The sequence below is a fragment of the Pandoraea pnomenusa genome (assembly GCF_000767615.3).
GTDB classification, from domain to species: domain Bacteria; phylum Pseudomonadota; class Gammaproteobacteria; order Burkholderiales; family Burkholderiaceae; genus Pandoraea; species Pandoraea pnomenusa.
In genome coordinates this window covers 2,156,025-2,171,361 of the sequence record NZ_CP009553.3, presented here as the reverse complement: position 1 = coordinate 2,171,361, position 15,337 = coordinate 2,156,025, and the positions used below count along the sequence as shown (strand labels likewise).

Sequence of the window (15,337 nt, the reverse complement as noted above, 5' to 3'; positions counted from 1 at the left end):
CGCAATTTCCCTGATCCAAGCCGCAAAGCGTGCCGCCGACGACGAAGGGGATGCTAGGATTGCCGTATACGTAAAGTCCACGTCAGCCGTCAACGTCAGGTCAACGTCAAGCCAACCGCGAGGTCCTCTTCGACATGTCCGTACCGCACTTCGACACGCTCGCCCTGCACGCCGGGGCCGCGCCCGACCCCGCCACGGGGGCGCGCGCCACGCCGATCTACCAGACCACCTCCTTCGTCTTCTCCGATGCCGATCAGGCTGCGGCGCTGTTCAATATGGAGCGCGCCGGCCATGTCTACTCGCGTATCTCGAATCCGACCAACGCGGTGTTCGAGGAGCGCATGGCCGCGCTGGAGAACGGGGTCGGCGCCATTTCGACGGCCAGCGGGCAAGCGGCGCTGCACCTGGCCATCGCCACGCTGATGGGTGCGGGATCGCACATCGTGGCATCGAGCGCGCTGTACGGCGGCTCGCACAACCTGTTGCACTACACGATGCGGCGCTTCGGCATCGAGACCACGTTCGTGCGCCCCGGCGACATCGATGGCTGGCGCGCCGCCGTGCGCCCGCAGACCCGGTTGCTCTTCGGCGAGACCCTCGGCAATCCGGGCATCGATGTCCTGGATATCCCACGCGTCGCACAGATCGCTCACGACGCCGGCGTGCCATTGCTGGTCGACAGCACCTTCACCACACCATGGCTCATCCGGCCGTTCGATCATGGCGCCGACCTGGTCTACCATTCGGCCACCAAGTTTCTGGGCGGTCACGGCACCACGATCGGCGGCGTGCTGGTCGACGGCGGCACCTTCGATTTCGACAAAAGCGGCAAGTTTCCCGAACTGACGCAACCATACGACGGCTTTCACGGCATGGTTTTCGCCGAAGAGAACTCCGTCGCTCCGTTCCTGCTGCGCGCGCGACGGGAGGGTCTGCGCGATTTCGGCGCCTGCCTGCATCCGCAGGCGGCCTGGCAACTGCTGCAAGGCGTCGAGACGCTGCCGTTGCGAATGGCGCGGCACGTCGAAAATGCCCGTCGTGTCGTGGAATTCCTTGCCGGCCACGACGCGGTGGCGAGCGTGGCCTACCCGGAGTTGCCATCGCATCCGGATTACGCGCTCGCCAAGCAATTGTTGCCGCGCGGTGCGGGCGCCGTGTTCAGCTTCGACCTGAAGGGCGATCGCGAAGCCGGACGGCGTTTCATCGAGTCGCTGCAGCTGTTCTCGCATCTCGCCAACGTTGGCGACGCACGCTCGCTCGTGATTCATCCCGCCTCGACCACGCACTTCCGCATGGACACCGCGGCGTTGGCGGCGGCGGGCATCGGTGAGGGCACGGTACGGCTGTCGATCGGCCTTGAAGACCCCGACGACCTGATTCAGGATCTGAAACGTGGCCTGAAGGCGGCCGTCAAATCCGCTTCCCGGGGGCAAGCCTGATGAACTTGGAGATCGCGGGAAACGACGTCTACGCCTACACGGCAGGCAAACCGATCCAGCCCGAACAACCCACCGTGGTGTTCCTGCATGGAGCACAGCACGATCACAGCGTCTGGGGGCTACAGAGCCGGTATCTCGCCAATCACGGCATGAACGTGCTCGCGCTGGATCTGCCCGGGCACCACCGAAGCACCGGCGCGCCCTTGCGCACGATCGGCGAGATGACCGATCACGTCGTGGCCGTCCTCGATGCGGTCGGCATTCGCGAGGCCACCTGGGTGGGGCACAGCATGGGATCGTTGGTTGCGCTCGACGCCGCCGCCCGACATCCGGCGCGGGTGACGCGCATCGCCCTGGTGGGCACGGCGTATCCGATGAAAGTGTCCGATGCGTTGCTCGAAGCTGCCGCGCAGCGGGAGCCCGAGGCCATCGCGCTCGTCAACGCCTGGTCGCACAGCACACTGGCCGCCAAGCCGTCGGCGCCGGGGCCCGGCTTCTGGACCTGGGGCGGCAATCAGCGGTTGATGGAACGCGTCGCGCAACGCAATCCGGCGAAAGTCTTCCTCACCGACTTCGAGGCTTGCAATCGCTACGATCAAGGCGCCAACGCCGCCGCGCGCGTAACGTGCCCAGTGCTTGCCGTGCTGGGCAAACGCGACCAGATGACGCCCCCACGCGCCGCGCAGGGGCTGCTCGACGCGCTACGCGCGGCTGGCGCGGCGGTGAGCGTCACCGTCGTCGACGCCGGGCACGCCATCATGACCGAACAGCCCGACGCCCTGCTCGATGCGCTCAGGCAATTCGTGCGACACTGAACGCGTCGCCCTCACCATGAAGCGAGGAGGTTCGCCATGCGAAATACGCACGACAGCGCACCGGCGTTTCACCGGTTCGCGGACTTCTATCCGTTCTATCTCGGCGAGCATCGCAATCCCGTCTGCCGCCGCCTGCACTTCGCCGGTTCGTGGGGCGTGATCGCCTTTGTCGTGGCATTCGCCGTGACCGGCAATATGGGGTGGCTGCCCGCCGCCATCGTATGCGGCTACGGATTCGCCTGGATCGGGCACTTCTTCTTCGAGAAGAACCGCCCCGCCACCTTTCGTCACCCGCTCTACAGCCTGATGGGCGACTGGGTCATGTTTCGGGACATCTGCCTCGGGCGAATCAAGCTTTAGCGCCCCGCGTTACTGGCGCCGCGCATGCCGTTCGCCGCATCGACACGGCCGTCGCCACATTGCCCAGTGGCGTCATCGGCCCCGATGTCGCAAGGAAGCGCGTCGGCGAGCGGCACGTCCCAATTGCCCTCGCGAAGCATCGCCGCCACGTGCGCGCCATCGAGCGCATGGCGCTCCAGTTGCCGCGCCAATTCGTCGACATTGAGCGCCAGTTGCGCGACCAGTGGTGCCAGCGTGGTCTTGCGCGGGTTCGCCAGCAGCAGCCAGCGCTCGGCAGGCGGTTGCATCGACAGCCTGCCCACCCAGCTCATCCGCTCGAGACGCGTGAGCAGGTCGTTGGCGTGCTCGAGACTGGTGCGCATGGCCCGCGCGAGCTGCTGGGTCGTGAGCCCTCCGCGGCCCGCTTCACGGTCCTGATTGAGCAGGTAGATGAGCGTCAGGCCGTCGAGCAGGTCGCTGCCGGGAAAGCGCGGATACTGAAAATGTCCCAGGCGCAAGGCCGGCAGCACCGATGTAATCGTGGCGCCGAGCAGTGCCACCAGCCACGACAGATACACCCACAGCAGAAAAATCGGCACCGCGGCAAATGCGCCATACACCGCCGTGTAGGTCGGGAACCGGCGAATGTACATGCCGAAGCCGCGCTTGGTCAGATCGAACGCGATCGCGGCGACGATGCCGCCCACGAGCGCGTCGCGCCACTCCACCTTGCAATTCGGCATGTACACATACATCAGCATGAACGCCACACTTGTGAGGGCCGGCGGGATCAGACTGAGCAGAGAAGCCACCGCGGGCGGCATGGTGCTCACCAGCGACATCGACTGCGTGAAGATATACGAACTGATCGACAGACTCACGCCGAACAGCAGCGGCCCCAACGTGAGCAGACTCCAGTAGATGATCAGTCGCTGCGCGAGCGGACGTGGTCGCGGCACCCGCCAGATCACATTGAACGCCGACTCGATCGTCATCAACGTAAGTACGGCCGTCACCAGCAAACCGACCAGACCGAACGCCGTCAGTCCCGTCGCCTTCGAGGCGAACTGGTTCAGGTATTTGAAAATCTGCGCGTTGACGCTCTCGGGCATCAGGTGCTCGAGCAGGAACCCCTGCAGCGCGTCGCGAAACGAATTGAAGATCGGGAAGGCCGTGAACAGCGCAAAGGTCACGGCAAACAGCGGCACGATCGACAGGATCGAGGTAAACGTGAGACTCCCCGCCACTTGCGGAATCCGGTCGTCCTGCGCCCGCGCCAACGCGTATCGCAGCAGTTGTCGAACGTTGTTCCAGTTTACACGGGGTACCTTGGGCAAATCGGGCTCCTCAAAGAAAACGGCGACGCACAACCGGCCGGAGCACAGGGCGACAACAGAGGGTGAGGGGTCGCAAGACCGGTCGGGATACCGGACCGGAGATCACTCGCTGCGCCCGATCCGTTACCGCACCGGGAACGCCCTATAATACCCGCACTTTTTGTTCGCTTTTCACTCAAGCCCCAGGTTTACGGGCGGTTTACCGGCACGCCAGCCAGCTCGCGCGCGCGGCCTGCCACGGCGCGGCCCAATCGACTTCATGACCGAAATCCTCGTCCTGTACTACAGCCGCCACGGCACCACGGCACAACTTGCGCAGTGTATCGCCGCCGGCATCGACAGCGTGCCCGGCGCTCAGGCGCGGGTGCGCACCGTTCCCGCCGTATCGACCGTCTGCGAGGCCGCCGCGCCGGACATTCCCGACAGCGGGCCGCCGTATGTCGAATTGCGCGATCTGGAAGAATGCGCCGGACTCGCCCTGGGCTCGCCCACGCGCTTCGGCAACATGGCCGCCGCGCTGAAGTACTTCCTCGACGGCACCACGCCGCAATGGCTCTCCGGCGCGCTTTCGGGCAAACCGGCCTGCGTATTCACCTCCAGCGCAAGTTTGCATGGGGGTCAGGAGAGCACCTTGCTCTCGATGATGATTCCGCTGCTGCATCACGGCATGCTGCTCATGGGATTGCCGTACACCGAACCGGCGCTCTCGAGCACCCGCACCGGCGGCTCCCCCTATGGCGCCACGCACTTCGCACACGATGGCAACCCGCTGTCCGCGGACGAACGTCAACTGGCGTCGGCGCTGGGTGCGCGACTCGCACGCGCCGCCTGCAAGCTGGCAGAATGAGGACGTGCGCCTGACGCTTGCGGCGAGGCGCGAAGCCGCATGTCCGATCAAGAGCCCGGCATGGCCGACATGCCGCCCCGGCGCAATACGCGCTATCAGCGCCGCAGCGCCGGCCCACGAGACCCATCCATGACTGTCATGCCGCCCGACCCGACCACAAGTCCATCAGCGACGAGCGTATCGTCGGGCGCCTCGCCATTGCTGCGCCGGATCAGCATCGCGAGCCTGCTGGCATTGATCGCATTGTCCGTCGCATGGGAGCTGTGGCTCGCGCCGCTGCGCCCAGGGGGATCGTGGCTGGTGCTCAAGGCCCTGCTATTGCTGCTACCGCTGCGAGGCGTGCTGCGAGGCGACCTGTATACGCTCCAGTGGTCGAGCATGTTCATTCTGCTGTTCCTCGCCGAAGGCGTGGTGCGCGGCATGTCCGACACCGGAGCGTCCGCCACGCTCGCGTGGATCGAAACGGCGCTGTGCGTGATTTTCTTTTTCGCGACCGTCTTTTACCTGCGCCCCTTCAAGCGCGCGGCAAAGGCGCGTGCCGCCGTCACCCGATAGCCCTTACGCGATGTTCACCACACGCCTTTCCGCGCCCTCGCGTGACATTTGCGCAACGCCCCGCCTGTCATGAACGACGCTCGCTTGCTCACGGCCTGTCGCGACCTGCTCGGCCACGACCATGTGCTGACCGACACCGCGGACACCGTGGCTTATCTGACCGATCAACGCAAACGCTACACCGGACGCGCACTGGCGGTCGTTCGCCCCGCGAACGCCGAACAGGTCGCCGCCATTGTCAGGTTGTGCCACATGCATCGCGTGCCCATGGTGCCGCAAGGGGGCAATACCGGCCTCGTCGGCGGTGCGACCCCCGACGACAGCGGCCGCCAGATCGTGATCAGCCTGCGCCGCCTCGACCGCATTCGCGAGGTCGACGCCGCAAACATGACGCTGACCGCCGAAGCCGGTTGCCTGCTCGCCAACGTCCAAGCCGCGGCGGCCGCGGTGCAGCGGCTTTTCCCGCTGAGCCTGGCCGCCGAAGGCAGTTGCACGATCGGCGGCAACCTCGCCACGAACGCGGGCGGCACCGCCGTGCTGCGTTACGGCAACGCGCGCGAGCTGTGTCTCGGGCTGGAAGTCGTCACGCCGCAAGGTGAACTGTGGGACGGCCTGCGCGGGCTGCGCAAGGACAACACCGGTTACGATCTGCGAGACCTGTTCGTTGGCGCGGAGGGCACGCTCGGGCTGATCACCGCCGCGACGCTCAAACTCTTCGCGCAACCCGCCGCCCGCACGACAGCGCTCGCCGCGCTCGATAGCCCGGCGCAGGCGCTGGCCTTGCTCAATCTGGCGCAGCGCATGGCCGGACCGTTGCTTACCGGCTTCGAGTTGATGTCCGACTTCTGCCTGCAACTCGTGGCGCAGGTCTTCCCTCAGCAGCGTTATCCTTTCGCGCAATCGCATCCCCAGGCCGTGCTGCTCGAACTCTCCGACATCGAGGACGAAACCCATGCCCGCGACCTGTTGGAGCGCTTGCTCAACGCCGCCGCGGACGACGGCATCGTGCGCGACGCCATTGTCGCGAACAGTCTCGCCCAATCGAATGCGCTCTGGCATTTGCGAGAGAGCATCCCGCTCGCGCAGTCGGCCACCGGGCTCAACATCAAGCACGACATCGCCGTGCCCGTGTCACAGGTTCCGGCCTTTCTCGACGCGACCGATCCGATCGTGCAGCGCATCGCGCCCGGCGCGCGCATGGTCACCTTCGGCCATCTTGGCGACGGGAATCTGCATTACAACGTGATGGCGCCGCCCGGGGTCGATCCCGCACGCTTCCTGGATCAGTATCAGGCCTCGGTGAGCGCCGCCGTCCATGACAGCGTGCATGCGCATCGCGGCACGATCAGCGCCGAACACGGCCTCGGACAATACAAGCGCGACGCATCGGCGCACTACAAGTCGGCCGTCGAAATGGCGTTGATGCGCCGGCTGAAAGCGGCGTTCGATCCAGATGGGCTCATGAATCCCGGCAAGGTGCTGCCGGATTGAGTCCGCGCCGGGGCCCAGCGGACAATCACGCGGCGCGGGCGCCCTCGCTCACGCATCAAAAATCGCAATATCGATTCAAAATCCGCCGAAATACCATCGAGATTGCGACAAATGACTGCAAAATCCCCTCATTTGCTTTACAGATGCGTGACAACCCTCTAAAATCACGTCTTTCTCATCACGACGGAGTTTTCCGTGGGCAGTTGCTCTAGTAGCACGCAAGCGTCGGCAATGACCGGCGAGGCGTTGGCCCGGTAACCCGCAGTCGTCTCCGACTGCCGCTGCCGGGCTCGACACCGCAGTGGTAGTGCACCGATCGCATTGACGGACCGACCGGGAGGTCGGCCCCAGCAGCAACGGCGATCCCGTATTTCCCGCACCCCTGACCGCAGTTCACCGTTTGCCGGATATGTCCGCATGTCCGGCAAGGGGCACGCTTGGCGAGTCTGTAGCGGGCCGACATCGCATCGTCGGCCCGACCTGCAAGCTCGCGAAGCTTGCCAACGCTTGCGTCGATTTCATGCATCGCATAGCGCCACGCGTCGCCTTGTCATGCCGCACCGCGACAGCGTTGGCGCGCCATGCCTCGCCATGCCCCGGCAGTCGCCGTCTCAGGCCCTTGAATCAGGAGGACACCATGACGCTGCAAATGCTCATCCCCACACTGCTCGATCGCGCACGCGCCCGGCTCGCGCCGACTTCCGCGACCACCGGCCCCGCGAGTGCCGCGTCGCCGCAGTACCGCCTCGTGGTGCTGGCGCTCACCTCGAAGGCCCAGGCCATCGACGCCCAAGTACGGCATAAGCTCCGCAGCGAGAGACTCACCCCCGGGCACACCAGCCGCACCGAGCGTTCGGGCGGCTACCTGCTCGAGCTCGAATATGTACTGCGCTGCGAACGCAGCCGTCGCGCGGCACTCGTGCGCCTCGTCTCGATGCTCGGCGACACGCCAGGTGTTCGCGCCGTTCGCTGGGAAACGGCGCCGGAGCTCGTACCGCGCTGAACGCTCACTGTCGCGCGCGCCCCGGCCCCGTGCCGACGCCGTCACGGCACAGTCCGCGGCAGTGCAAGGCAACGCGATCTTTGCGGCACTCCGCACGCCGCTAAATTAGAATCGAGGCGCCATCGGCGTGACATCGGCTCGCGGCCCCCTCGCCGCACGACGCCACGCCATCACGCAACTTCGGCTCCTCCCGCCATGCTCAAGACTCTGCTTGCTCGCCTGAAGCTCTCGCCCAGCCGCCCGGAAATCGACGATGCCATATGGCAGGAAGTGGTGGCGGCCCTGCCGTTTCTGGCACGCCGCAGCGCCGCCGATCTCGACAAGTTGCGTCATCTGGCGACCGACTTCCTCGCCAGCAAGCACTTCTCCACCGCGCACGACCTGGTGCTGACCGAAGCCATGTGCGTTTCGGTGGCCGCTCAGGCCTGCCTGCCGATTCTTCATCTGCCAAGCGCCCTTTATCGCGGATGGACCGGCATCGTGCTCTATCCGGGCGAATTCCTGATTCGCAAGACGGTGCAGGACGACGCGGGCGTGGTTCACGACGTCGAACAGGAGGCGAGCGGCGAAGCCTGGGAAGGCGGCCCCGTGCTGCTCTCATGGCAAGACGTGCAAGCGAGCGATGTCCTCGCGTACAACGTGGTGATTCACGAATTCGTCCACAAGATCGACATGGAAGGCGGCGAAGCGGACGGCGTGCCGCCGATGTTGCGCCGCCTGCATGGCGACCTGACGACGCAAGCATGGTGCGACGTGTTCGACCCGGCCTACGAGGCGTTCTGCCACCATGTGGCGAACGTACCGGACGATCGCTGGGAGGCGTTTTGCGCAACGTCGCTCCTAGACCCCTATGCGACGGAACACGAGTCGGAGTTTTTCGCCGTGTGTGCCGAGGCTTTTTTTGTGGCACCGGAAGCGTTTCGCGACGAATACCCGGCCCTGTACACTCTGTTTTCGCGCTACTTCCTGCAAGATCCGGCCGCCCCGGCCGACGGCGGCGGCGGGGTGCCGGGCACGTCGGCGCCGCGCCCCGGCGCAACCCCATGAAAACTTTGCGAAAGTCGTTGTTTTCATGGCATAATGCGCGTTTTACTCACCCGGAAAGTGGTTGGCGCCTTCCCGGTCGCAAGACGGCGACGGCGTTAGCGGGCCAAGGGGCTCGCGCAGACTGGCTACCGATCTAACCCAAGGTACATCATGAAAGAAGGCATCCACCCGGTTTACCGCGAAGTCCTGTTCCGCGACATGACGCCCGGCGTCGACTTCGAGTTCATCACCCGCTCGACGATCCAGACCAAGGAAACGGCCGAGAAGGATGGCAAGACCTATCCGCTCGTGAAGATGGATACGTCGTCGGCTTCTCACAACTTCTACACGGGCGAACAGCGCATCATGGACACGGCCGGCCGTGTCGACAAGTTCCGTCAGAAGTTCGGCAATCGCGCCGGCGGCAAGATCGCCTGAGTTTCACCGGCGACGCGCCAGACAACGCAGTGCCGGGCCCGAGAGCAGTCAGCGGGCCACAAGGCATGCGGAACACCTCCGCGGCGTTGCGAAAGGCATTGGAAAGGGGCAGCTAAGGCTGCCCTTTTTTCTTGGGTCTGGCCTGCGCCGAAATGCCGGTTACTGTCATACTGTCGGCTTTCGCAGTACGCCCGAGTTTTCCCTTGGGCGCACCCTGAGCATCACCCAGGCTTCACCCTCGGGCCGGTTCCGGCTCTTCTCCTGAGTTTTCCCATCCGGCCGGTGCGCCGGGCTTGCCGTATCGCCTATGAAACGAGTTCGCATCACTGCCTCCGCCACCAGCGCGCTGCCCCGCTCGCTGCTCATCGCCATTTGCGTCATCTATGTGCTGGCGGGGTTGTTCGGTCGCGACCCGTGGAAAAACGAGGATGCAGCGGGCTTCGGCGTGATGTGGACGATGGCGCACGGCCACCTGTCGGACTGGCTGCTGCCCAACATCGCCGGCAAACCCATTTATGACAGCGGGCCGCTGGTCTCGTGGCTCGGAGCGCTCGCCATTCGCGCCTTCTCGTGGCTCGACGCACCCGACGCCGCTCGCGTCGTCACCGGCCTTTGCTTTTACGCGACCTGCACCTTCATCTGGTACGGCACGTACTTGCTGGGCCGTCGGCCCGAAGTCCAGCCGTTCAAGTATGCCTTCGGCGGCGAACCCGAGCCGCGCGACTACGGACGTACCCTCGCCGACGGCGCCCTGCTGATTCTGCTTGCCTGCTTCGGCCTGGCCGAACGCGGCCACGAAACGACGTCCACCGTCGGTCAGCTCACGTTGATTTCCATGGCCATCTACGGTCTGGTGCGCAGTCTCGACAAGCCGCGCCAGGGCGCCATGTGGTTCGGTCTTGCCCTCGGCGGGATGGCGCTCGCCTCGTCGCCGATGATGGTGCTCTCGCTATGGATTGCCGGCATCGCTGCGGCAATCGTGTGTCGCCAGTTGCCGCTGCGCATGCTGCTGCTGGTGGCCACGCCCGTCGCACTGCTCATCGCCTGCACCTGGCCGCTCGCCGCGTTGAAACTGGCCGATGGCGCGCGGCAATGGCTCGGCGAGTGGGCGGACATCGGCGTCGATACGTTCAGCGGCCCATCGCTCGCGTCGCTGAGCTATATCGCGAAAAACCTCGCGCTGTTCGCCTGGCCGGCGTGGCCGCTGGCCGCCTGGTCCCTGTACTCATGGCGCGGTATGCGACGCGCCCCACACATCGCGATCGCACTGGCCTTCGCCATCGTGATACTGGTGCTGATCGTGCTTCAGGCGCATCAGGGCAACCAGCTCTTCATGCTCGCGCTACCGGCATTGTCGATCATCGCCGCGTTTGGCCTGCCCACGCTCAAACGCGGCACGGTCAACGCCATCGACTGGTTTGCCGTGTTGTCCTTTACCGTGCTGGCCGGCTTCGTCTGGATCGTGTGGCTCGCCGGCATTACCGGATTTCCGGCGTCCACGGCGCGTAACCTGCGTCGCCTGGTGCCGGGCTTTCAGCCCGAGTTCAGTTGGATCACGCTGATAAGTGCGCTGATCGTGACCGGCGCCTGGGTCGCACTGGTGGCCTGGCGCGTGTCGCGCAGCCCCAAGGTGCTGTGGCGCAGCGTCGTGCTGTCCTCGGGAGGCACCACGCTCATGTGGGTGCTGCTCATGACGCTGTGGCTGCCGGTCGTGAACTACGGCCGGACGTATCGCGACGTTGCCGCACAGATCGCCGCGCATCTTCCCGCCGATTACACATGCATTCGCACTGCGCGCGTGGGCGATGCACAGTTGGCGTCGTTCGCCTACTTCGGCAAGATGCACTTCGGCTCGGCCGACGACGACTGCGACGTGCTGTTACGCCAGGACTCGCAAGATTACAGCGAACCGCTCTCGCTCGCACCTTACGAGTGGCGCCAATTGTGGGAAGGCCGCCGTGCGGCCGACCGCGACGAGCGCTTCCGTCTCTACGTGCTGCAGGAGCGTCCGTGGCGTCGTGCCGCGCGGCCACGCTGACCGGAGCCGATGCGCGACAGCATGTGGCATGACATCAAACGCATTGCCGGGCTGGCCTGGCCGGTGCTGGTCGGCCAACTGGCGGTCATCGCCTTTGGCGTGATCGACACCGCGATGGTGGGGCGCGCCTCAGCATTCGATCTCGCATCGCTCGCACTCGGCGGCTCCATTTATATTTCCGTGTACGTCGGGCTGATGGGCATTCTCGTGGCGCTCTCGCCGATCGTCGCGCAGCTGTTCGGCGGCGGCGCGCGCGACGCCATCGGCGAGGAAGTGCGTCAGGGCTTCTGGCTGGCCCTGTTCCTCGCGGTGCCGGGTGTACTCATCCTGTCGCATCCGCAGTTCATTCTGCAGCTCTCCGAGGCGACCCCGCAACTCGAGGCGAGAGCGAGCGCGTATCTGCAGACGCTAGCCTTCGGCCTGCCCGCGGCGCTGCTCTTTCGACTGTATTCCTCGCTGTCGACGGCGGTCGGTCTGCCGCGCATCGTCATGGCGATTCAGGTGACGGGGCTTGCGCTGAAAATCCCTCTGAACCTCGCGCTGATCTACGGCGTCGGGCGCCTGGGCATTCCGGCGCTCGGCAGTACCGGTTGCGCCATTGCCACGACTTCCATCAATTGGGTGTCATGCGCACTGGGACTCACGCTCATGGCGCGTCACGCCAAGCTCCGCGAGTTCGGCATCTTCGCGCGATTCTGCTGGCCGAACTGGCATGCCATTCGCGCTCTGCTCAAGCTCGGCGTGCCGATGGGGCTGAGCTACCTGATCGAGGTGACGGCGTTCTCGTTCATGGCGATCTTCATTGCACGCCTGGGCGACGTTACGCTCGCCGGACATCAGATTGCCGCAAACCTCGGTGCGCTCATGTATATGCTGCCGATGTCGATCGGCATTGCGACCTCGACGCTCACCGCCCAGGCGATCGGCTCGCGCGACTTTACGCTGGCTCGCCGGGTCGGACGCAGGGGCGTGGAGTTTGCCGGCATGTTGGGCGTGCTGCTCGCAACGCTCATGTGGATCGGCCGCCCGTTGATCCTGGCCGCGTACACCGCCGACCCGCTCGTGGCCGCCGTCACGACCCCGCTGCTCGCGATCGTTGCCCTGTATCACGTGTTCGATGCGCTGCAAGTGACCGCGGTCTTCGTGCTCCGCGCGTGGAAGGTCGCCGTGGTGCCCACGGTTATCTACGCGCTGTCGCTCTGGGGCGTTGGCCTGGGTGGCGGCTATGTATTGGGTTTCGATGTCGGCGGAATGTCGCCGGCATGGCTTCACGGCGCCGCCGGCTTCTGGTTCGCGAACAGTGCGAGCCTGGGTGTCGCCGCCCTCGGTCTGCTCCTTTACCTGCGCTGGGTCGTACGCATCAAAGGCTGACGACGCAGGCTCCAGCGCCGAGACCTCGACGGTCAGTCAGCAACCAAACCACCTTTCCATCTCAACGAGCCGCACGTTGTACGACAACACATGGAAACATGTGCCGGCATTCAGATGGTGCGACATCAGGATCTTATCGCCGTCTTCCCGCATTAAATCTCAGGGAAATCGGGTATACCCCCAAAGGCAGTCTCAACAGCATTCCCTAGAATGTTGTCTGACGACATACAACAAATGTATCACTGCCATCGACCTTCATGCCCGCTCTCACATCCACCATGAGCCGAACCCCCATCGTTACCGATCTTCGCGTCATTCCCGTTGCCGGCCGCGACAGCATGTTGCTGAACCTGAGCGGCGCCCATGGACCGTTCTTCACTCGCAATCTCGTCATTCTGCAAGACAGTGCGGGCCACACGGGGGTTGGCGAAGTCCCCGGCGGCGAAGCGATACGCCAGACAATCGACGATTCGCGTCCTTATGTCGTCGGTCAGTCGATCGCCAATATTCAGGCCATTCTCGGCCAGACACGGCGCGTTTTCGCCGACCGCGACGCTGCGGGTCGCGGCCTGCAGACCTTTGACCTTCGCACGACGATTCATGCCGTTACGGCACTGGAAGCCGCCCTTCTCGACCTGCTCGGGCAACATCTCGAAGTGCCGGTTGCCGCGCTGCTGGGCGACGGGCAACAGCGCAGCGAAGTCGCGATGCTCGGCTATCTGTTCTTCATTGGCGATCGCCATGCCAGCGATCTCCCTTACGCAGACAATCGCATGGCGCGCGACGACTGGGAGCGAGTGCGCACGGAAGTCGCGATGACACCTGATGCCGTCGTGCGGCTGGCGGAGGCCGCACACGCGCGTTACGGGTTCCAGGACTTCAAGCTCAAGGGCGGCGTGCTCGAAGGCGATGCCGAGATCGAAGCGGTGACTTCGCTCGCCAAACGCTTCCCGAAGGCGCGCGTGACGCTCGATCCGAATGGCGCATGGTCACTTTCCGAGGCAGTGCGTCTGTGTCGCGACAAGCACGATGTGCTGGCTTATGCCGAAGACCCATGCGGCGCAGAGAACGGCTATTCGGGCCGCGAAGTGATGGCGGAATTCCGTCGCATCACCGGGCTGCCGACGGCTACCAACATGATCGCAACGGATTGGCGTCAGATGGGCCACGCGATTCAGCTGCAATCCGTCGACATCCCGCTGGCCGATCCGCATTTCTGGACAATGCAGGGCTCGGTGCGAGTCGCGCAAATGTGCCATGACTGGGGCCTGACCTGGGGATCGCACTCGAACAACCACTTCGACGTCTCGCTCGCCATGTTTACGCACGTCGCCGCGGCGGCGCCGGGCAAGATCACCGCGATCGACACACACTGGATCTGGCAGGATGGACAGCGCCTCACCAAAGATCCGTTGCAGATCATCGACGGCAACGTCAGGGTACCGACCGCACCTGGACTCGGCGTTAGCCTTGATATGGAGGCGGTTCAGGCGGCACACGCACTGTACCTCGAGCACGGATTGGGGGCTCGGGACGACAGCGTTGCGATGCAATCGATCATTCCGAACTGGAAATTCGACCCGAAACGACCGTGTCTGGTCCGCTGAAAAGCACCGCCAGGAAGGATCTCGATACGAGAATTCGCTGCCCGGGCCCTTCGCGGCATCCCGATGCGTCAATTTTGCGCGTTCAGTGGGATCAGCGCGAAAATTCCGCGCTCGACCTTGCGAGCGGATGGAAGCGGGAAAATTTGCTTCTCAAATATTCGAAAGCCGTTGATCGGGCCTTCGACAGCGGGGGCATGAAGAGAACAGCGGAGATAAAAAAAAGCCCAGGCGTTAGCCTGGGCTTTCTTCGTTTGGCGGAGCGGACGGGGCTCGAACCCGCGACCCCCGGCGTGACAGGCCGGTATTCTAACCAACTGAACTACCGCTCCAAACTTGCTACAGCATCACGAGGTCAATCGCTTTGCTTTCCTGCTTTTCGCTCGGCATTGCAGCATTTTCACGCGCAAATCACCGAACTTCGAAGGTTTTGGCGGAGCGGACGGGGCTCGAACCCGCGACCCCCGGCGTGACAGGCCGGTATTCTAACCAACTGAACTACCGCTCCAAAACCGACAAAAAAACCCGCCTGACTTTCAGCGGGCTTTACGCCACAAACTGCTGGCATTTTCAAACTGATACCGACTCGCTACCGGCACCAATTCTGGCGTCCCCTAGGGGATTCGAACCCCTGTACTCACCGTGAAAGGGTGATGTCCTAGGCCTCTAGACGAAGGGGACAAAATCGTCAAAACTTTGTCTGTTTCGCTTTACTGCATTTCGCGAAGAACGCTATTCTAAACAACATTTCTTCGCTTGTGAAGCTTTATTTTCAAGTTTTTCGCATCGTTTTTGCAAGAATCTTGCTGTTTCGATGCGCTTGAATATCAAGCTTCCGAATCCGTGGTGGAGGTAAGCGGGATCGAACCGCTGACCTCTTGCATGCCATGCAAGCGCTCTCCCAGCTGAGCTATACCCCCCCGAACAGAGAAATGAGATTCTAATGACAATCCCTTTTCCTGTAAATACCTCACCCGCATTTTTTCCGCATTATTTTGCGAATCCGTGCGAAAAATGAAAAAAACGGCGGCTCG

General features: G+C 63.9%; 13 protein-coding genes and 4 tRNA genes. 12 read left to right on the top strand and 5 right to left on the bottom strand.

All coding sequences use genetic code 11. The annotated features are described in order from the left end of the window. Nucleotides 1–134: 134 nt before the first annotated feature. From LV28_RS33790 to LV28_RS33780, 3 genes are read left to right on the top strand one after another with little or no spacing between them, the layout of a single operon-like run. Nucleotides 135–1,439, top strand: coding sequence for an O-acetylhomoserine aminocarboxypropyltransferase (locus LV28_RS33790; protein WP_038617869.1), 1,305 nt, complete (start codon nt 135–137; stop codon nt 1,437–1,439). Then, nucleotides 1,439–2,254 (top strand): alpha/beta fold hydrolase, encoded by an 816-nt coding sequence (locus LV28_RS33785; protein ID WP_038617872.1) that lies wholly within the window; start codon nt 1,439–1,441, stop codon nt 2,252–2,254. The genes LV28_RS33790 and LV28_RS33785 overlap by 1 nt, the downstream gene beginning before the upstream one ends. Before the next feature lie 36 nt (nt 2,255–2,290). Further along, a complete protein-coding gene (locus LV28_RS33780; protein WP_023595491.1) occupies nt 2,291–2,614 on the top strand; it encodes an Mpo1-like protein in 324 nt (107 codons plus the stop codon). Here LV28_RS33780 and LV28_RS33775 read toward each other — a convergent pair. Next, nucleotides 2,611–3,930 (bottom strand): YihY family inner membrane protein, encoded by a 1,320-nt coding sequence (locus tag LV28_RS33775; RefSeq protein ID WP_023595490.1) that lies wholly within the window; start codon nt 3,928–3,930, stop codon nt 2,611–2,613. The two genes, LV28_RS33780 and LV28_RS33775, sit on opposite strands and share 4 nt — an antisense overlap. A gap of 259 nt (nt 3,931–4,189) precedes the next feature. Here LV28_RS33775 and wrbA point away from each other — a divergent pair, with 259 nt between their 5' ends. From wrbA to gudD, 9 genes are all read left to right on the top strand, one after another. After that, nucleotides 4,190–4,777 (top strand): NAD(P)H:quinone oxidoreductase, encoded by a 588-nt coding sequence (gene wrbA, locus LV28_RS33770; protein WP_023595489.1) that lies wholly within the window; start codon nt 4,190–4,192, stop codon nt 4,775–4,777. A 138-nt stretch (nt 4,778–4,915) separates the two neighbouring features. Continuing rightward, nucleotides 4,916–5,332 (top strand): DUF2069 domain-containing protein, encoded by a 417-nt coding sequence (locus LV28_RS33765; protein ID WP_029753874.1) that lies wholly within the window; start codon nt 4,916–4,918, stop codon nt 5,330–5,332. 69 nt (nt 5,333–5,401) lie between these two features. Beyond that, nucleotides 5,402–6,823, top strand: a complete 1,422-nt coding sequence (locus LV28_RS33760) for an FAD-binding oxidoreductase (RefSeq protein ID WP_038617877.1) — start codon at nt 5,402–5,404, stop codon at nt 6,821–6,823. Between the two features lie 637 nt (nt 6,824–7,460). Next, nucleotides 7,461–7,826, top strand: coding sequence for a hypothetical protein (locus LV28_RS33755; protein WP_023595486.1), 366 nt, complete (start codon nt 7,461–7,463; stop codon nt 7,824–7,826). A gap of 195 nt (nt 7,827–8,021) precedes the next feature. Further along, on the top strand, nt 8,022–8,873 hold the full coding sequence (locus LV28_RS33750; RefSeq protein WP_023595485.1) for a M90 family metallopeptidase: 852 nt from the start codon (nt 8,022–8,024) through the stop codon (nt 8,871–8,873). Between the two features lie 150 nt (nt 8,874–9,023). After that, nucleotides 9,024–9,290 (top strand): type B 50S ribosomal protein L31, encoded by a 267-nt coding sequence (locus LV28_RS33745; protein WP_023595484.1) that lies wholly within the window; start codon nt 9,024–9,026, stop codon nt 9,288–9,290. Between the two features lie 307 nt (nt 9,291–9,597). Next, nucleotides 9,598–11,328, top strand: coding sequence for an ArnT family glycosyltransferase (locus LV28_RS33740; protein ID WP_023595483.1), 1,731 nt, complete (start codon nt 9,598–9,600; stop codon nt 11,326–11,328). A 21-nt stretch (nt 11,329–11,349) separates the two neighbouring features. Further along, complete coding sequence (locus tag LV28_RS33735; RefSeq protein ID WP_023871628.1) at nt 11,350–12,699, top strand: MATE family efflux transporter; 1,350 nt, start codon at nt 11,350–11,352, stop codon at nt 12,697–12,699. A gap of 278 nt (nt 12,700–12,977) precedes the next feature. Further along, a complete protein-coding gene (gudD, locus tag LV28_RS33730; RefSeq protein ID WP_369798645.1) occupies nt 12,978–14,306 on the top strand; it encodes a glucarate dehydratase in 1,329 nt (442 codons plus the stop codon). A 252-nt stretch (nt 14,307–14,558) separates the two neighbouring features. On the opposite strand, the gene LV28_RS33725 is transcribed toward gudD, so the two are convergent. The 4 genes from LV28_RS33725 to LV28_RS33710 form a co-directional block, all read right to left on the bottom strand. Next, a tRNA-Asp gene (locus LV28_RS33725) sits at nt 14,559–14,635 on the bottom strand. Between the two features lie 99 nt (nt 14,636–14,734). Further along, nucleotides 14,735–14,811 (bottom strand) — tRNA-Asp (locus LV28_RS33720). Nucleotides 14,812–14,908: 97 nt separating this feature from the next. Then, nucleotides 14,909–14,984: transfer RNA gene (locus tag LV28_RS33715), tRNA-Glu, on the bottom strand. Nucleotides 14,985–15,147: 163 nt separating this feature from the next. Then, nucleotides 15,148–15,223, bottom strand: a tRNA-Ala gene (locus LV28_RS33710). Nucleotides 15,224–15,337: the final 114 nt, after the last annotated feature.